Below are 17924 nucleotides of genomic sequence, written 5' to 3'. Positions count from 1 at the left end.
TCGCAAACCCGTGACCGGAGAGGAACGTCGTGGTTCCGTCGGTGCAGAGCTCGCCCCCACCGCCACCGCGGCGCGGAGGCGACACCGCGCGCGCGGCGATCCGGGTCCTCGGCGAGCTGATGATCACCGCCGGCCTGGTGCTGCTGCTGTTCGTCTTCTACGTCGTGCACGTGACCGACCTGTTCACCGCGCGCGACCAGGCGAAGGCGACCGGGCGGATGCACGAGGAGTGGCAGGCCCAGCAGCGGCACCCGATCGCCGAACCGCCGCCGCCCGCCCCCGGGACCGGGTTCGCGCAGCTCCACCTGCCGACCTTCGGTACGGACTTCGACTTCACCGTGCTGGAGGGCACCGACCTGAAGACCCTCAGCGGCGGCCCCGGGCACTACAGCGGCACGGCGTGGCCGGGGGAGCAGGGGAACTTCGCGGTCGCCGGGCACCGGATCGGGCGCGGAGCGCCGTTCAACGACCTGGACCAGCTGCCCTCCTGCGCGCCGATCGTCGTGGAGACGGCGACCCACTGGTACGTCTACCGGGTCCTGCCGATGGCCGAGGAGGTCGCGACCTGGGACGGGCGCGGAGGCGATCCGCGCTGCCGGGGCGTCGCGCCGATCCCCGCGCCCTACGACCGCGTGGTCGGCAGGCAGGTCGTGCAGCCCTCGCAGGGCGAGGTGATCTTCCCGGTGCCCGGTCTCGCCCCGGAGACCTACCGGCGCGAGGGGCTGACCAGGCTCATCACCCTGACCACCTGCCACCCGGAGTTCTCCGCGCGCGAGCGGCTGATCGTCCACGGCGTGCTCACCACGCAGTACCCCAAGGTCGCCGGCCGCCCCGAGCTGCGGCCCCCGGAACTGGAGGAGCGCTGATGTACGCGTGGATCTGGCGGCACCTGCCCGGCCCGTTCGCGGCGAAGGTCCTGGGGGCGCTCGTGCTGATCGCCGCCGCCGTCGCCCTGCTGCTGTTCGTGGCGTTCCCCCGGGTCGAACCGCTGCTGCCGTTCAACGACGTCACCCTCGGCTGATCCCCGCCGAGCGAGGCGAGAGCGGGGAAATTCGGCTGCGCCGGACGCGTAGTCTGGGCGCGTGCGTGTACTGGTGGTCGACAACTACGACAGCTTCGTCTACAACCTCGTGCAGTACCTCGCGCAGCTCGGAGCCGAGTGCGAGGTGCGCCGCAACGACGTGGTCACCGACGACGACGTGGCCGCAGCTGACGGTGTGCTGCTCAGCCCCGGTCCGGGGACTCCGGATCGCGCGGGGCGGACGATGGAGCTCATCCAGCGCTGCGCCGCCGAGCGCAAACCGGCCTTCGGCGTGTGCCTCGGGCACCAGGCCATCGGCGCGGTGTGGGGCGGCACGGTCGAGCGAGCCCCCGAGCTGGTGCACGGCAAGGTCAGCGAGATCGAGCACTCCGGAACCGGTGTGTTCGCCGGGCTGCCGCAGCCGTTCATCGCGACCCGCTACCACTCGCTGATCGTCCGCGCGGACACCATCCCGGACGACTTCGAGGTCACCGCGCGCACCGAGTCCGGCATCGTGATGGGCATGCGCCACCGCGAGCTGCCGATCGAGGGCGTCCAGTTCCACCCCGAGTCGGTGCTCACCGACGGCGGCCACCGGATGCTCGCCAACTGGATGGCCTCGGCGGGTCACCCGGTGGCCGACCACGTCGTCGACCAGCTCGAAGCCGAGATGCGCAAGGTCGCCGCAGCCGCATCGGCCCGCTGACCAGCACCTTCCCTGACGCGAAACGGGGCGGTGGCCACTCGGCCACCGCCCCGCTCTCGTCAGTCCCCTCAGGGGAACGGGAAGAACCCGCCTCCGCTGCCCGGGGGCGTGCTCGTGCTGGAGCTGTCGTACTTGCCGACGTAGATCGTGATCGACTGGTCCTTGCTGATCTTCTGACCGGCCTGCGGCGAGCTGCTGAGGACCTTGTCGTCCTTGGAGATGTCGCCGGTGGGCTGCTCGGACTCGCTGAGGGTGCCGTTCCAGCCCGCGGCCTTCAGCGCGGCCTCGGCCTCGTCCTTCGACATGTTCTGCAGCTGCGGCATGGTGATCTGGTTGCCCTTGGAGACCACCAGGGTCACCGTCGAACCGGTCCGGGCTTTGGTGCCGCCGGACGGCGACTGGCTGAGGACCGTGTTCGCGGGCTCGCCGGAGTCGCGCTGCTCCACGCTGACCTTGAAGCCGGCGCCCTCGAGGAACGCCCTCGCGGTCTCCAGCTGCTGGCCGCGCAGGTCCTGGACCTCCGTCTGCGGGATCGCCTGGCCGACCACGACGTTGATCGTGGTGCCCTTGGCGACCTCGGTGCCCTTGCTGTCCCAGTCGAGGATCTTGTCGACCTGCTTGGGGTCGGACGTCTCCTTCTTGTCCGGGTTCAGCCCGATCTTCAGACCAGCCGCTTCGAGGGCCTGCTGAGCCTCGGTCATGGTCATGCCGGACAGGTCCGGGACCGCGGTGGACTCCGGACCGGTGCCCGCGCAGAGCTCGATCTTGGTCTCGGCCTTGACGCCCTGCGTCCCCGGCCCCGGCGTTTGGCGCACGATCGTGCCGCGCTTGTCCTCAGGGGAGGGGCAGGAGCGCGGGAGGACCATCCAGCCCTCCGACTTCGCCTTCTCGTTGGCGGCCTGGGCCGTCATGTGCATCAGGTTCGGGACCGGCACGCGATCCGGAGCACCCGCTCCGACCAGCATCGTCACCAGCCACGCGGCCAGCGCGAACACGGCCACGCAGGCCAGGGTGACCAGCGCGACGACGGCGTTCTTGCTGCGCCGGCGCTCCGGCGGGTGGGCCGGCGGGTAGTCCTCGACGTCGTCCGAGCGGTGCCGGCCGGAGCCGATCATCTCGGTGGGACCGGCGCCCTGGCCGAGCATCGCGGTGTGCTCTTCCTCCGACATGATCATCGGAGCCTTCGGGCGCTGACCGGACAGCACGCGGACCAGGTCGGCGCGCATCTCGGCCGCCGACTGGTAGCGGTTGGCCGGGTTCTTGCTCAGCGCCTTGAGCACCACGGCGTCCAGCGATGCCGGGGTGGCCGGAACGACGTCGGACGGCTTGCGGGGTTCCTCCCGGACGTGCTGGTAGGCCACCGCGACCGGTGAGTCACCGGTGAACGGGGGTTCCCCGGTGAGCAGCTCGAAGAGCACGCAGCCGGAGGCGTAGACGTCGCTTCGCGCGTCCACCGCCTCGCCGCGCGCCTGCTCCGGCGAGAGGTACTGGGCGGTGCCGATGACCGCCGCGGTCTGGGTCACCGCCGCCTGGCCGTCGGCCAGCGCGCGAGCGATGCCGAAGTCCATCACCTTCACCGCGCCGGAGCGGGTGATCATGATGTTCGCCGGTTTCACGTCGCGGTGCACGATCCCGTGCCGGTGGCTGAAGTCCAGCGCGGCCGAGCCGTCCGCCATGACCTCCATCGCCCGCCGGGGGGACAGCGGCCCCTCGGTCTTGACGATGTCGCGCAGCGTCCGGCCGTCGACGTACTCCATGACGATGTAGGGCAGCGGCCCGTTCTCGGAGTCCGTCTCGCCGGTGTCGTAGACCGCGACGATCGCCGGGTGGTTGAGCGCCGCGGCGTTCTGCGCCTCGCGGCGGAAGCGCAGCTGGAAGGTGGGGTCCCGGGCCAGGTCGGCACGCAGGATCTTGACCGCGACGTCTCGGCTCAGGCGGGTGTCGCGGCCCTTGTGCACCTCCGACATACCGCCGTAGCCGAGAGTCTCGCCGAGCTCGTAGCGGTCGGATAGAAGTCGAGGTGAACTCATCGAATCGTCGTTCCGATCCTTGTCAACGATCGTCCCATCTCACCCGCGGGAGGCATTCCGATCATGGGTTCCTGCCGATGCGAAGTTTGGCCCAAACCGTTCGTGGAATCCAGGCTCAGCGTGGCCACCGGACCGCGTCCGGCCATGCCGAGGTCGTGGCGGTTGATCGCCCAGTACGTCAGCAGACCGATGGCGACCAGCAAGACTACCGCCAGCACGGCGACGAGAATCCACACGACAACCCTGGTGTTGCCGCTTTCCCGGTGAGCATTGCCACCCATGGCTCCTGCCACCCCCGCGCCGTTGGCCGGGACCGGCATCGGGGCCTGCTGCTGTGAAACCTGGTGTTGCTGAACCGCTTGCTGCTGCACGGGCTGCTGGGGCGGGATGATGCCGGGCGGATAGGTGTTGCCCATCGGTGGCGGACCCGGCGGTACCGGGTGCACGCCGGTGCCCGGCCCGTGCACGTTCACCGGTCGCTGCGGTTGGGCGACCAGGGCTGACGGCGTCGGCAGCGGCCGACCCGCGCGCACCGCGGCGACCGCCGCGGCGAACTCCCCGCCGTCGGCGTAGCGCCGGCGCGGGTCCTTCACCAGGGTCGCCTCGATCAGCGCCCGCACTCCCGGCGGAACGTCCGGCGGGAGCGGTGGAGCGATGTCGCGGATGTGCATCATGGCGACCGTCACCGCGTTCTCGGAGAGAAACGGGCGGTGCCCCATCAGGCACTCGTAACCGACGACGGCCAGCGAGTACACGTCGCTGGCCGGTGTCGCGTCGCTGCCGAGCGCCTGTTCCGGCGCGATGTAGTGCGCCGTTCCCATCACCATCCCGTTGCGGGTGACCGGTGCCGCGTCGGCCGCCTTGGCGATGCCGAAGTCGGTCAGCTTCACCTTGCCCTCGGGGGTGATCAGGATGTTGCCGGGCTTGACGTCCCGGTGCACCAGGCCGCGTTCGTGCGCGGCCTGCAGCGCCTGGCCCGCCTGCTCCAGCATGTCCATCGTGTGATCGGTGTTGATCCGCCGTTCCCGAGCCAGGATCGCCGCCAGCGGCTCTCCCTCGACCAGCTCCATCACCAGGTAGGCGGTGTCCTCCGGACCGTCCGGGACCGCAGCGGTCTCACCGTAGTCGTGGACCGCTGCGATTCCCGGGTGGTTCAGCGACGCCGTGGTGCGGGCCTCGGTGCGGAACCGGTGCAGGAACTCGGCGTCCCCGCACAGCTCGGCCTTGAGCACCTTGACCGCCACCGTCCGGTCCAGCCGGACGTCCACCGCCTCCCACACCTCGCCCATACCGCCGACCGCGATGCGGCGGCCGAGGCGGTAGCGCTCGGCGAGTAACTGGCCGGTGGTCAGCACGGATCAGCCACCTCCCCGCAAACCGGCCCGGATGACCTCCCGGCCGATGGGGGCTGCGAGCGAACCACCGGTGGCCTCGTCGCCCTCGTCGCCGCCGTTCTCCACGATCACCGCGACGGCGATCGTGGGGTTGGCGGCCGGCGCGAACGCGACGTACCAGCCGTGCGGCCGGTCACCGGGGTCACCGTGCTGAGCGGTACCGGTCTTCGAGGCGATCTCGATCCCGGTGATCTTGCCGGAGCCCTTGGTGTTCTGCTCCGACTTGATCATCATGTCGCGGATCTTGCCCGCGACGTCCGGCGAGACCGCCTGGCCGAGCTCCTCGGGCCGGAGGGAGTCGAGCTCCTCCATGTCGGGAGCCTTCGTCGAGCTGACCAGCTGCGGCTTCATCACCTTGCCGCCGTTGGCGATCGTCGCGGCCATCATCGCGTTCTGCATCGGCGTGACGCGCACGTCGCGCTGGCCGATGCCGCTCTGGTACAGCGACGCGCCGTCGTCCATCGGGCCCAGGTCCGACTTGGCCACGCTCATCGGGATCTGCAGGTCCTGGCCGAAGCCGAAGGACGCCGCGGTCTCCCGCAGCTTGTCGGCGCCGACCTTGCCCGCGATCTCGGCGAACGCGGTGTTGCAGGAGTGCGCCAGCGCGTCGGTCAGCGTGTTGCCCGCGCACTTCTTGCCGCCGTAGTTGGGCAGCTGGGTCGACGACTGCGGCAGCGTGATCGACGCGGCGTCCTGCACCTGGCTGTTCGGGTTGTACCCGTTCTCCAGCGCAGCGGCCGTGGTGATCAGCTTGAACGTCGAACCGGGCGGGTAGATCTCGGAGACCGCCCGGTTGGCCATCGGGTTGCCCTCGGCGTTGTTGAGCGCGTTCCACTGCTCGGCGACCTGGTTGTTGTCCGGGCCGGTGAGCTTGTTCGGGTCGTAGGACGGCGCGTTGACCATCGCCAGGATCTCGCCCGTCGACGGGTTCAGCGCCACCACGGAACCCTGGAAGCCCTTCTTCGTCAGCTGGTCGTAGGCGACCTGCTGCATCTCGGGCTTGATCGTCAGCTCGACGCTGCCGCCGCGCGGCGTGTTGCCGGTGATCATGTCCGACAGCCGGCCGAACGCCATGCTGTCGTCGGTGCCGTTGAGGATCTTGTCGTTGGCGCGCTCGACGCCGTTCGACCCGTAGAAGAACGAGTAGAACCCGGTGACCGGCGCGTACAGCGGGCCGTTCGGGTAGGTCCGCTGGAACTTGTAGCGGTCGTGCTCGATCGGCGTGGAGCTGGCCAGCGACTGACCGGACGCGATGATCTGACCGCGCTCCCGGGAGAACTCCTCCAGCTGGGTGCGCGTGTTGCGGGCGTCCTCGCGGTACTCATCGGCCTTGATGACCTGGACGTAGGTCATGTTGCCCATCAGCAGCAGGACCATCGCCATCATGGCCAGCGCCACTCGGCGCAGCGGCTTGTTCATCGGGGACGCTCCACCAGTTCCGTATGCGCTTCCGCGATCGGCGCCTGCTTGGGCTTGGGCTTGGCCGGGGCCTGCGGGCGGCGGGCCGCGTCGGACACCCGCAGCAGCAGCGCGATCAGCACGTAGTTGGCGAGCATCGACGAACCACCGGCCGCCAGGAACGGCGCCGTGAGACCGGTCATCGGGATCAGGCCGGTCGAACCGCCGGCGACCACGAACAGCTGCAGCGCGATGGTGAACGACAGACCGCCGGCGAACAGCTTGCCGAAGGAGTCGCGCACCGCCAGCGCGCTGCGCAGCCCGCGCATCATCAGCAGCACGTAGACCAGCAGCAACGACATCAACCCGATGAGGCCGAGCTCCTCGCCCAGCGCCGGGATGATGAAGTCGCTGAACGACAGCGGCGTGATGTTCGGCATCCCGCTGCCCAGACCCGAGCCCGGGATGCCGCCGTGGGCCATCCCGAACAGGCCGGTGCGCAGCTGGTAGCCGGGGTCGGACTCGCCGTCGGCCACTCGCATCATCGGGTCGAGCCAGGTGTTCACCCGGACCTGGACGTGCGAGAAGAGGTTGAAGGCGATGACCGCGCCCACCGCGAACATCGTCAGGCCGAGGCCGACCCACACCGCGCGCTCGGTGGCGATGTAGATCATCACCAGCACGATGCCGAAGAACAGCAGCGAGGTGCCCAGGTCCTTCTCCAGCACCACGATGCCGATCGACAGGACCCAGGCGACCAGCACCGGGCCCAGGTCACGCGGACGCGGCCAGTCCACGCCGAGGAACCGCTTGCCCGCCGTGGTGAACAGCTCGCGCTTGCCCACCAGGAACGAGGCGAAGAAGATCAGCAGCAGGATCTTGGCGAACTCGCTCGGCTGGATCGAGATGAAGCCCAGGTTGACCCACAGCTTCGCGCCGTTGGCCTCCGAGATGCTCGCCGGCAGCACACCGGGCAGCGCCAGCAGCGCGATCCCGACGAAACCGCAGGTGTAGCCGTACTGCGCGAGCGTGCGGTGGTCCTTCACCAGCCACAGGACGAGGATGAACATCGCCACGCCCGCGGTGGTGTAGAGGATCTGCTTCGGCGTGTACGGCGCCCCGACGACCGGGGCCAGGTCCAGCCTGTGCAGCATCACCAGGCCGAGCCCGTTGATCAACGCCACCAGCGGCAGGATCAACGGGTCGGCGTACGGCGCGAAGTAGCGCACGCCGAAGTGCGCGGCGCCGTAGAGGATCAGGAACGCGACCCCGTAGAACAGCAGCTCACGGGTGAGGGTCTGCTCCTGCGACACCTCCACCACGATCAACGCCGCGGTCACGATGATCGCGGAGAAAACGAGCATGAACAGTTCGGTGCCCCGCCGAGTGTTGACTCGGGGGGCCCCGTTGACTGCTCCGGTCGTCGCGGCCGGTTCGGACATCAACTCACCGTCCGGCAGTTCACGCCAGGCTTCGGCTCCTCCGGTTGCAGCGGCGTGGCGTCCGCCGCCGAGGACTCCGGCGGAAGGGCCTGACCGGGCACCGGCGCACCCGGCGTGGGCTGCACCTGCGGCTGACCGGGAGGAGGCGGTGTCGGCGCACCCGGAACGGGGGCACCCGGGGCGGGCGGAACCGTCGGCACCGAGGGCTCGGGCGTCTGGCACTCCGGCAGCAGCGCGGTCATCCGCAGCCGCCGCATCGCCTCCCGCGCCTCGGTGAGGCCGTTGACCTCGGTGATGCCGTTGCGCACGTCGGGACGCTGCGCCTCCTGCAGGTCGTCCAGCTTGATCGGCTGGCAGTCCTTGGCGGAGTCCGGCGGGCAGGAGGTCTCGACCTGCCAGTTCAGCGCCACGCCCAGCGTGGATCCCTGAACGCCCTGGTAGATCACGACCTCATCGGCGCGGTTGACGCCGATGTAGTACTGGTTGAGCACCCACCAACGCCCAACCAGCGCGACAGCCGCCAACACGATGAGCACGCCGCAGGCCACCACCAGCGAGGTCAGCCAGCGCCGTTTGCGCGGCTTCTCCGCCGGAGGTGAGGTGGGCTCGAAACGCTTCGGCTGCGGCCGCGGCATGGTCACCGCGGAAGCGCGCGCCGCCGACGAATCGGGTTGCGGATGCTCATCGCCATTTCCCGCCGCACCCCCGACTATGGGGGCGTCGTCGCCGAACTCGACGTCGACGACGTCGGCGATGATCACGGTCACGTTGTCGGGACCGCCACCTTTGAGCGCCAGCTCGATCATCCGGTCCGCGCACTGCTGCGGATCCGGAATGCGCAGGGCTTCCGCCATCGTCTCCGTGCTCACCGGGCCGGTCAGGCCGTCGGAGCACAGCAGGTAGCGATCGCCCGCGCGAGCCTCGCGGATCGCCAGGCTCGGTTCCACCTCGTGGCCGGTCAACGCGTGCAGCAGCAGCGAGCGCTGCGGGTGGTTGGCGGCCTCCTCCTCGGTGATCCGGCCTTCGTCGATCAGCGACTGCACGAAGGTGTCGTCGTGGGTTATCTGGGTCAGCTCGCCGTCGCGGACCAGGTATGCGCGGGAGTCGCCGATGTGCACCAGACCCAGCTTGCTGCCTGCGAACAGCACAGCGGTGAGGGTGGTGCCCATCCCGTCCAGCTCCGGGTCGTTGGCCACCAGCTCGGCGATCGCGCTGTTGCCGTCCAGCACCGCACCGCGGAGCTGGCCGAGCAGGTCGTCACCTGGCTCGTCATCATCCAACGGCGCCAACGCCGCGATGACGACCTTGCTGGCGACCTCACCGGCGGCATGTCCACCCATGCCGTCCGCGAGGGCGAGTAGTCGTGGGCCGGCATAGACCGAGTCCTGGTTGTTGGAGCGCACCAGGCCGCGGTCGCTGCGGGCTGCGTAGTGAAGGACGAGGGTCATGAGCGCAGCTCGATCACCGTCTTGCCGATTCTGATCGGAACGCCGAGCGGGACCTTGGTCGGCCCCGTGACCTTCGCCCGATCGAGGTATGTGCCGTTAGTGGAGCCTAGATCCTCCACGTACCAATCGGAGCCGCGAAGCGACAACCGAGCGTGCCGGGTCGACGCGTAGTCGTCGTCCAGCACCAACGTGGAGTCATCGGCTCGGCCGATCAGGATCGGCCGGCCGTCCAGGGAAATGCGCGTGCCGGCGAGAGCGCCGTGCGTCACCACCATCTGGCGGGGCGCCTTGCTCTTGCCCCGGGCTTTGCCCGGGGCCCGACTCGCACCTGGCATCGGGACTCGCATCCCCGACGCGGAGTAGAGATCTGAACGAACCACGCGAAGCGCAGCCAGCACGAACAACCAGAGCAGGGCGAGAAACCCTGCTCTGGTCAGCTGAATAACCAGCTCCGGCACTTGTTGTGAACGCTCCTACTCGTATTCGGGGATCGGCGAACCGCGCTCAGCCCTGCTGGGCGCGGAAGACCAGGGACGAATGCCCGACCCTGATCACGTCACCATCTGCCAACTGCCAAGTCTGCACCGGAGTGCCGTTCACCGTGGTGCCGTTTGTCGAACCGAGATCAGCCAGCATCGCGCTCTGACCATCCCAGGTGATCTCGATGTGCTTGCGCGAGACCCCCGTGTCGGGAAGGCGGAACTGGCCCTCCTGTCCGCGGCCGATGATGTTCGAGCCCTGCTGCAGCGTGTACGAGCGGTTCGAACCGTCGTCCAGGTGCAGCGTGGCGGTCATCTGACCACGAGGACCACCGGCCGGGTAACCGCCCGGTGCGCTCTGCGGGTAGCCACCGCCGGGCTGGCCGTAGCCGCCCTGGTCCGGGAAACCGCCCGGAGCGCTCTGCGGGTAGGCACCCCCCGGCTGTCCGTAGCCCTGGTCGAAGCCAGGCTGCTGCGGGTAGCCCTGGTCGAAGCCCTGCTGGGGCTGGCCGTAGCCCTGGTCGAAACCGGGCGGCTGTGCGTAGCCCTGGTCATAACCCTGCTGCGGCTGGCCGTAACCCTGGTCGTAGCCGGGCTGCGGCGGCTGGCCGTAACCCTGGTCGAATCCCTGCTGCGGCGGCTGCTGCCCGTAACCCTGGTCGAAACCGGGCTGCTGCGGCGGCTGGCCGTAGCCCTGGTCGTACCCGGGCTGCTGTGCGTAGCCCTGGTCGTAGCCGGGCTGCGGCGGCTGGCCGTACCCGCCCTGCTGGTCGTAGCCGGGCTGCTGACCGTAGCCCTGCTGCTGGCCATAACCCTGCTGGTCGTAGCCGGGCTGCTGACCGTAGCCGTAGTTGGGGTCCTGGCCTTGGCCGTATCCCTGGTCGTAGCCGTACTGCCCCTGCTGGTTGTACGGATCTCCCTGGGGGTAGTGGCCTGGTGGCTGGCTCATGGGTCGGTCTCCTGCGGTACGCGGTTGTGTCGGCCGTCGAGTTACATCGGGGTCGACGGTCGAACTGATTCGAAACTGTCCCGTGTGCAGCGTTTCAGAGCGCTCCAGGGAGACTACGACGTCACCATATGTGTCCCACCCCTGCTCGGTGAGGTGCTCTTGAACGCAGTCGGCGAGGAGGTCCGTCACCCGGTCCTCATCGCCGGTGAGCCGATCATGGTCCGACGGGCTCAGTTGCACAACGTAGTGGTTACAAGCGAGCAACCGACCACCGGCAAGCTCCCTGACCTTCAGCTCAGCATCTCGCTGCAAGGCCTGGGCGACTTCCTGCGGAACTACGTTCCCGCCGAACACGCGCGCAAAGCCATTACCGACGATGCCTTCGATCCGGCGCTCAAAGCGCTGCACGAGGCCCACGGCAATATCCCTCCACGCGTACGACTTCTGCCGACCATCGTATCTGGGCCCACGGCCCGAGACACCGCCCTGCTCCCAACTTCCTGACCCCCCTGCGCAGACCCCTCTCAGGGCCGTGCTAATCTTCTTTTCGCCAACAGGGCAGCAGGGAAAAGCGAAAGCTCACCCCGGTGCCCAGCGGTGAAAAGCGGCAAGTTAAGCTTCTCATCGTGCCACGGGCGAGTGGCGGAATGGCAGACGCGCACGGTTCAGGTCCGTGTGTCCGAAAGGACGTGAGGGTTCAACTCCCTCCTCGCCCACTTCGAAGGCCCCACCGGCTCATGCTTCGCCGGTGGGGCCTTCTTCGTCGTCATGTTGGGGGGTCGAACCCCCCATGCCCCCCACGGTGCGGCTGGGCGCGTTCTTCCTGGTCGTCGCCTTGGTTTCTTCTTCGGCCTGCTCACGTCACACCTCGTGCTCGGCCTTCGGCCTCGGGTTTCCGGTCCTCGCCGCGTCTGCTTCTTCCCCCCTCGTGTCCTCTCCTTGTGGGCTCGTTCTTGGTTGGTTTGGGGGTTTTTGTGGGGTTCAGCGTTGAGCGAAATCTTTTCGTGATCTTTCTTGGTGTTGGGTGGTTCTTGTGCTGGGGTGGGGGAGTCCGGCTGGGGGTTGTGGCTCGGAGGTGGCCTCGTGGCGGGAAACAGTCGGGATCCTGGGCGGTCGGTGACCGCTCGTGCCTTGAGCGTGCTCACCGCCTTCGACGCGGAGCACCCTCGGCTGACCTTGACGGGCATCGCGCAGCGGGCCGACATCCCGCTGGCCACCGCGCACCGGCTGGTGCGCGAGCTGGAGCTCTGGGGTGCGCTGCAGCGCGACCCCGACGGGCGGTACGTCATCGGGTTGCGGCTGTGGGAGATCGGCCTGCTGGCCCCGGTGAACGGGCGGCTGCGCGAAGCCGCGCTGCCCTACATGCAGGAGCTGTGCGAAACCACTCACGACAACGTGCACCTGGCGGTCCGGGACGAGCTGGACGCCCTGTACGTGGAGAAGCTCACGACGCCCAGGGCTGTGCCGATCGTCTCCCGCACTGGTGGACGGCTGCCGCTGCACGCGACCGGGGTCGGCAAGGTCCTCCTCGCGCACGCGCCCGCGAGCGTTCTGCACTCCTGCTGCGAGACCGGTCTGTCCCGGCACACCGCCTACACGATCACCGAGCCCGGCCGGCTCGGCCGCGAGCTGCAGGGCGTGCGCACCCGCGGCTACGCCTCCGCCAACGAGGAGATGACGCTCGGGAACTGCTCGGTGGCCGTGCCCGTCCACGACGCCTCGGGAACGGTGGTCGCGGCGCTCGGAGTGGTCGCTCACAGCGTCCGGGCCGACGTCACCCGGCTCGTCCGCTCGCTGCTGCCCGCGGCCGACGGCATCCGGCAGCGGCTGGCAGAGGGCGAACGGGTCAACCTCGACGCGCTGCAGCGGTGAATAATCTTCCGCTTACTGGCCGAATAATCCGTCAACTGTACATTTGTGCAGGTCGCGTGACCGGCGCAGAGATCATGCGCGGATTTTCAGGGCCATGAATGACGGGCGGAAGGCGTTGTCGTGCGGGTGTCGGGTAGGGATCACCTGTTTGGCCGCATGGCGGGGCTGAAGCCCCCATGTCATTCGTCGACCGGTCACCGACAGCTGCCCGCCGCCGATCGCAGCGACCCCCGATGAGCAGCGCAGAACCGCCTCGGAGCTGTTTTAGTCAACGTGGCCCCCGCACCGGTGGCCGGGGGAAGTTGAAGTCGCGGAGTGCACGTAGCGCGAGGGAGGCGGAACGCTGTGACCGCAATGCCGGGACATGCCTGGTCCGAAGACGAGCTCAGAGCCTGCTCGACCACGCAGGTCCGGTCGCCGCTGGGGCAGGCCGCCTCCATGGGCCGGCTCGCCCAGCGATCGGTGGACGCGATGGGCTGGACCGGCAGCGTGCTGCCGCCGGTCAAGTTGCTCGGACGCCAGATCATCGCCACCGCGGAACTGGTGCCCGACGCCCACGCCGAGCGCCTGGTCTTCGCCAGCGGTCCGGTCCTGGACCGCGCGGAGATCGCCACCTGGGTCTGGCCCGAGATGGACGGCCGGGTGCCACCGCCCGCGGCCCGCATCACCGGAGTCCTCGCGCCGGCGCGCCACTGGCGCACCGCGCTGACCGCCGCGGTGCCCTTCGCCCGCTTCGTCAACGCGGCGATCGTCGTGCCGCGCAGCGTGGCCGTCGCGCCGGACTTCGCCGAGACCTGCCTGATCCGCGCCCGCCAGTTCGGCATCGCGGTGCTCAGCGCCGACGGTGACGACGTGCGCGAAGAACTCCCGGGGCACAGCCTCGACGACGCGCCGCCGGTCGAGCACACCGCGGTCTCGCGATGGGTGAACGAGGTCGTCTACCAGCAACTGCTGTCGGCTGAAGCTCCAGCGCCGTCGCGCAGCTGAAGGCCCCTGGGGGCCGCAGTTCCAGTTGGACCGGGGGGCTTCAGCTGGAACTGCACTTACAACCGGTGGGCAGGGGGTTGCCTGCTGGAGGGGGAGAAGCGGACGGATGCCCGCCCGGACCACGCTACCGCGCAGCGTGGGCGGGCTCCGTCCGCCGACTCTGATCGAGGCTTCTCCGGGAGTTGTCCACAGGTGTGTCCACAGGTGGGTTATCCCCAGAAATCGCGAGTTGTCCACAGGCCGTGCTTGAACGGTTGAGCAACGGCATCGGGCCTACCGTGGGGACATGCGCATCGTCATCGCCGGAGCCCACGGGAAGATCGCTCGGCCGCTCGGCCGACTGCTCTCCGAACGGGGCGATCAGGTCCTCGGAATCATCCGCAACCCCGACCACGCGGCCGACCTCGAAACCGACGGCGTCGAGCCCCTGGTGCTCGATCTGGAGAGCGCCGGAGCGGCCGAGCTGGCGGGCCGGCTGTCCGGAGTGGACGCCGCCGTCTTCCTCGCGGGAGCGGGCCCGGGCAGCGGTGCTCCGCGCAAGGACACAGTGGACCGCGGAGCCTCCGCGCTGCTCGCGGATGCCTGTCAGCAGGCCGGAATTCGACGCTTCGTGCAGGTGAGCTCGATGGGCACCCGCACCCCCAACCCGCCCGACGTGGACCCGGTGTTCGGGGCCTATTTGGACGCCAAGCGGGCGGCCGAGGAGGACCTGCGCGGGCGCGATCTCCAGTGGACGATCCTGCGCCCGGGACGGCTCACCGACGACGAGCCCACCGGCCGGGTCACGCTCGCCGAGGAGGTCGGCCGGGACGCGGTCACGCGCCGCGACGTGGCCGCCGTTCTGGCGGCCCTGCTGCGCGAACCGGGGACCGCCGGACGGGCTCTGGAACTCGTCGGCGGTGACGTTGCGATCACCGACGCGGTGCGTGCCGCGGCGGGGTAATCAGTTCGGGTTATCCACAGGCCCCAGGACGCGGTCCAGGTACGAGTTGTGGAAGATCCCGCCCGGATCCACCGAGGCGCGGACCTGCCGAAACTCGTTGAACCGGGGGTAAATGCCGGACAACGCGGCGGCGTCCAGGCGGTGCATCTTCCCCCAGTGCGGTCGCCCGCCCGCGTCCCGGGCGATCGCCTCGAAGGCGTCGAAGAAGTGCCGGTGGGGCATTCCCAGGAACTGGTGCACCGCGATGTAGCCGGTGTCGCGGCCGTGCGCGGTGGACAGCCACACGTCGTCGGCCCGGGCGACCCGCACCTCCACCGGGAACATCACCGGGTCGGCCAGCCGCCCGACGACCTCGCGCAGTGCGCGCACCACGTCCGGGACGATCTCGCGGGGGAACGCGTACTCGGTCTCCACGAACCGGATCCGGCGCGGCGTGGTGAACACCCGGAACGAGCGGTCCTGGTAGTTGCGGGCCGACCAGGTCGCGGCGCAGAACCGGTTCAGCGGCCGGACCAGCGCGGGAACGGCCTTCCCGATCCCGCAGACCGCGCCGAACAGGCGGTTCTCCATCACCTCGTACTCCAGGAAGTGCCGCACCGGGTGCAGCGGGCGCGGCGGTCCCGGATGCCGGTTGTTGCGCTTGACCATGGCGTTGCGGCTGTGCGGGAACCAGTGGAACTCGAAGTGGTCGTTGGCCTCGGCGAGCCCGTGGAAGTCGGCGAGCACCTCCTCCAGCGGCGCCGGGCGTTCTTCGGCCGCCAGCGTGAACGCCGGGACGCAGCGCAGCGTCACGGTGGTGATCACGCCGAGCGCGCCCAGTCCGAGCCTGCCCGCGGCGAAGAGCTCGGGGTTCTCGGTCGGCGAGCAGCGCACCTCGGTGCCGTCGGCGAGCAGCAGTTCCAGCGCCTCCACCTGCGTGGCCAGACCGCCGAGACCGGCTCCGGTGCCGTGCGTTCCGGTGGAGATGGCGCCGGCGACGGTCTGCTGGTCGATGTCGCCGAGGTTGGCCATCGCCAGGCCCAGCGAGTCGAGTTCGGCGTTGAGCACGTGCAGCGGGGTGCCGCCGTGCGCGGTGACCAGGCCGGTCGACGGGTCGGCGTGGATGATCCCCGACCAGTGCCGGAGGTCCAGCGCCACACCGGATTCCGGCGAGGCCACGGCGGAGAACGAGTGCCCGGACCCGATCGGCCGCACCCGCAGGCCCTCCCGGGTCGCGGCGCGGATCGCCTCGGCGGCTTCGGCGGTGTCTCGCGGGGCGACGACCCGCGCCGGGTGCGCGGTGGTCGTGCGTCCCCAGTTGGTCCACGGCTGTGCGGTGGCCGGATCACGCTGCATGCCGGGCCTCCAATGGGTGAGGTGGTCGGCGCGATGGGCTGAAGTTATGTGAAACCGATTCACATAACAAGGCCCATCGGCATACGGTTGGCGGCGTGCGCCGGATCGACGAGATCACCAGCGAAATCGAGGCACCGTTCGTAGCGGTGGACTTGGCAGCCTTCGACCACAACGCCCAGGACCTGGTGCGCCGCGCGGCAGGTGTGCCGATCCGGATCGCCACGAAATCCGTCCGGTGCCGGGAGCTCATCGCCCGCGCGCTGCGGATCGACGGCTACGCGGGCCTGATGTGCTACTCCCTGGCCGAAGCCCTGTGGCTGCACGGCGAAGGCCTCAGCGACGACATCCTGGTCGCCTACCCGACCGCGGACCGCTCCGCGCTGCGGGAGCTCGCCGCGAACCCGTCCGCCGCGGCGGCGATCAGCGTCATGGTCGACTCGACCGATCACCTGGACCTCATCGACGCCGCGGTCGGGCGCGACCGGCCGGACATCCGGCTATGCGTCGAGGTCGACGCCTCGTGGCGGCCGGTGCCCGGGGTGCACATCGGCACCCGCCGGTCCCCGCTGCACACCCCGGCGCAGGTGCGGCGGTTCGCCGAAGCGGCCCAGCGCCGCGCGGGATTCCAGCTGGTCGGGCTGATGGCCTACGAGGGCCAGATCGCAGGGCTCGGCGACGCCCCGCCCGGCAGGCCGCTGCGCGGGGCGCTGCTGCGCGGCATCCAGCGCCGCTCCGCCGCCGAGCTGGCGCAGCGGCGGGCGGCGGTGGTGCGCGAGGTCCGCGAGGTCGCGGACCTGGAGTTCGTCAACGGCGGCGGAACCGGCAGCCTGGAGCGGACCGCGGTGGAGGACGGGATCATCACCGAGGTCGCGGCGGGTTCCGGGCTGATCGGCCCTACCTTGTTCGACGCCTACCGCGCCTTCCAGCCGCGGCCGGCCGTGCTCTACGCCCTGCCGGTCGTGCACCGACCGGCCAGGCGCATCGCGACGTTGTTCGGCGGCGGCTACATCGCTTCCGGACCGCCCGGGGCGGACCGGGTTCCGGCACCGCACTGGCCGAACGGCCTGGGTCTCCTGGGGGCCGAGGGTGCCGGTGAGGTGCAGACACCGGTGACCGGTGCGCCGGCGCGTGGCCTGCGCATCGGGGACCGGGTCTGGTTCCGGCACGCCAAGGCGGGGGAACTGGCGGAGCGGTTCAACCGGTACCACCTGGTCGACGGCGGGGTCCGGGCCGTCGAGGAGGTGCCGACCTACCGGGGGGAAGGCAGGTCGTTCGGGTAACTCGGCATGATCGTCCGCTCGACCACGGTCGAGCTCATCCGCTCTCCCTGGGTGATCCGGTTGGACAGGTACCCGCGGACCAGGTCCTTGGCCTCGGCCAGCATGGCCTGGTCGCCGTGGGGATCGCGCCGGAACGCCAGGTGCAGCACGGCGTCCGCGGCTTCGACGGCCACGGTCAGCGGCAGGGCGAGGTCGGCCGGGTCGAGCTGGAACTCCTCGGCGATCAGCCCGGTCAGCTTCTCCGCGATGACCGCGTTGTTGTCCTTGCTCGGATCGAGCAGCCGCAGGTCGACCACGTCCCCGAAGTGCAAGCGGCTGAACGCCGGGACCTCGCGGTGCATGGTCAGGTAGGTGTCGAAGACCGCGTCCACGGCATCCCACCAGTGCGCGAGCTCCAGCTGCTCGAAGCGGCTGGACACCGTCCGCACGAAGCGGTCCAGGTTGCGCAGCGTCAGCTCCTGCACGACGGCGCGCTTGTCCGGGAAGAACTGGTACAGCGATCCGACCGCGACGCCGGCCCGTTCCGCGATGAGGGTGGTCGTTAATCCGTCGTAGCCCACCTCGTCGATGAGGCCGGCCGTGGCGGCGAGCATCTTCTCCACTCGTTGGGCACTCCGCTGCTGCACGGGCTTGCGCCGCA

At 69.7% G+C, this 17924-nt stretch carries 16 protein-coding genes and 1 tRNA gene; 8 read left to right on the top strand and 9 right to left on the bottom strand.

All coding sequences use genetic code 11. From position 1 onward, the window contains the following. Window positions 1-29 precede the first annotated feature (29 nt). From KBO27_RS00390 to KBO27_RS00380, 3 genes are all read left to right on the top strand, one after another. Window positions 30-866 carry a class E sortase gene (locus KBO27_RS00390; protein WP_307870171.1) on the top strand — a complete coding sequence of 279 codons (837 nt, stop codon included), beginning with the start codon at window positions 30-32 and terminating at the stop codon, window positions 864-866. Then, complete coding sequence (locus KBO27_RS00385; protein ID WP_210968037.1) at window positions 866-1021, top strand: hypothetical protein; 156 nt, start codon at window positions 866-868, stop codon at window positions 1019-1021. Before KBO27_RS00390 ends, KBO27_RS00385 begins: the two co-directional genes overlap by 1 nt. A gap of 61 nt (window positions 1022-1082) precedes the next feature. Beyond that, the gene (locus KBO27_RS00380) at window positions 1083-1727 is read left to right on the top strand and encodes an aminodeoxychorismate/anthranilate synthase component II (protein ID WP_210968036.1); all 645 of its coding nucleotides are present in this window, start codon (window positions 1083-1085) and stop codon (window positions 1725-1727) included. A 68-nt stretch (window positions 1728-1795) separates the two neighbouring features. Here KBO27_RS00380 and pknB read toward each other — a convergent pair whose 3' ends face one another. Genes pknB through KBO27_RS00345 form a run of 7 tightly spaced genes read right to left on the bottom strand, consistent with a single transcriptional unit; the run spans window position 1796 to window position 11284 of the window. After that, window positions 1796-3757 carry a Stk1 family PASTA domain-containing Ser/Thr kinase gene (gene pknB / locus KBO27_RS00375; protein WP_210968035.1) on the bottom strand — a complete coding sequence of 654 codons (1962 nt, stop codon included), beginning with the start codon at window positions 3755-3757 and terminating at the stop codon, window positions 1796-1798. After that, a complete protein-coding gene (locus KBO27_RS00370) occupies window positions 3754-5112 on the bottom strand; it encodes a serine/threonine-protein kinase (RefSeq protein WP_210968034.1) in 1359 nt (452 codons plus the stop codon). The genes pknB and KBO27_RS00370 overlap by 4 nt, the downstream gene beginning before the upstream one ends. A 3-nt stretch (window positions 5113-5115) precedes the next feature. Then, window positions 5116-6570, bottom strand: coding sequence for a peptidoglycan D,D-transpeptidase FtsI family protein (locus KBO27_RS00365; RefSeq protein WP_210968033.1), 1455 nt, complete (start codon window positions 6568-6570; stop codon window positions 5116-5118). Next, window positions 6567-7991, bottom strand: a complete 1425-nt coding sequence (locus KBO27_RS00360; RefSeq protein ID WP_132685125.1) for an FtsW/RodA/SpoVE family cell cycle protein — start codon at window positions 7989-7991, stop codon at window positions 6567-6569. Before KBO27_RS00360 ends, KBO27_RS00365 begins: the two co-directional genes overlap by 4 nt. Continuing rightward, on the bottom strand, window positions 7991-9439 hold the full coding sequence (locus tag KBO27_RS00355; RefSeq protein WP_210968032.1) for a PP2C family serine/threonine-protein phosphatase: 1449 nt from the start codon (window positions 9437-9439) through the stop codon (window positions 7991-7993). Before KBO27_RS00355 ends, KBO27_RS00360 begins: the two co-directional genes overlap by 1 nt. Continuing rightward, the gene (locus KBO27_RS00350) at window positions 9436-9897 is read right to left on the bottom strand and encodes an FHA domain-containing protein FhaB/FipA (RefSeq protein WP_132626305.1); all 462 of its coding nucleotides are present in this window, start codon (window positions 9895-9897) and stop codon (window positions 9436-9438) included. The genes KBO27_RS00355 and KBO27_RS00350 overlap by 4 nt, the downstream gene beginning before the upstream one ends. A 46-nt stretch (window positions 9898-9943) precedes the next feature. Then, window positions 9944-11284: an FHA domain-containing protein gene (locus KBO27_RS00345; RefSeq protein ID WP_210968031.1), complete on the bottom strand. Its 1341-nt coding sequence runs from the start codon at window positions 11282-11284 to the stop codon at window positions 9944-9946. A gap of 216 nt (window positions 11285-11500) precedes the next feature. Here KBO27_RS00345 and KBO27_RS00340 point away from each other — a divergent pair. The 4 genes from KBO27_RS00340 to KBO27_RS00325 all read left to right on the top strand — a co-directional run bounded on the left by KBO27_RS00340 (window position 11501) and on the right by KBO27_RS00325 (window position 14669). Beyond that, a tRNA-Leu gene (locus tag KBO27_RS00340) sits at window positions 11501-11583 on the top strand. A 367-nt stretch (window positions 11584-11950) separates the two neighbouring features. After that, entirely contained in the window at window positions 11951-12739 is a 789-nt protein-coding gene (locus tag KBO27_RS00335; RefSeq protein WP_210968030.1) for an IclR family transcriptional regulator, read from the top strand. 354 nt (window positions 12740-13093) lie between these two features. Continuing rightward, window positions 13094-13726 carry a hypothetical protein gene (locus tag KBO27_RS00330; protein ID WP_132677223.1) on the top strand — a complete coding sequence of 211 codons (633 nt, stop codon included), beginning with the start codon at window positions 13094-13096 and terminating at the stop codon, window positions 13724-13726. Between the two features lie 286 nt (window positions 13727-14012). Further along, window positions 14013-14669, top strand: coding sequence for an SDR family oxidoreductase (locus KBO27_RS00325; protein ID WP_210968029.1), 657 nt, complete (start codon window positions 14013-14015; stop codon window positions 14667-14669). Here KBO27_RS00325 and KBO27_RS00320 read toward each other — a convergent pair whose 3' ends face one another. After that, window positions 14670-16004 (bottom strand): D-arabinono-1,4-lactone oxidase, encoded by a 1335-nt coding sequence (locus KBO27_RS00320; RefSeq protein ID WP_210968028.1) that lies wholly within the window; start codon window positions 16002-16004, stop codon window positions 14670-14672. A 95-nt stretch (window positions 16005-16099) separates the two neighbouring features. Between KBO27_RS00320 and KBO27_RS00315 the strand changes: the two genes are divergently transcribed. Further along, on the top strand, window positions 16100-17284 hold the full coding sequence (locus KBO27_RS00315) for an amino acid deaminase/aldolase (protein WP_210968027.1): 1185 nt from the start codon (window positions 16100-16102) through the stop codon (window positions 17282-17284). Here KBO27_RS00315 and KBO27_RS00310 read toward each other — a convergent pair. Continuing rightward, window positions 17254-17877, bottom strand: a complete 624-nt coding sequence (locus KBO27_RS00310) for a TetR family transcriptional regulator (RefSeq protein WP_246536137.1) — start codon at window positions 17875-17877, stop codon at window positions 17254-17256. The genes KBO27_RS00315 and KBO27_RS00310 overlap by 31 nt on opposite strands. Window positions 17878-17924: the final 47 nt, after the last annotated feature.

This window comes from Saccharopolyspora endophytica (assembly GCF_018070075.1).
Lineage (GTDB): Bacteria > Actinomycetota > Actinomycetes > Mycobacteriales > Pseudonocardiaceae > Saccharopolyspora > Saccharopolyspora endophytica.
The sequence above is the reverse complement of the archived record's forward strand: the minus strand, read 5'-3'. Positions and strand labels throughout refer to the sequence as shown.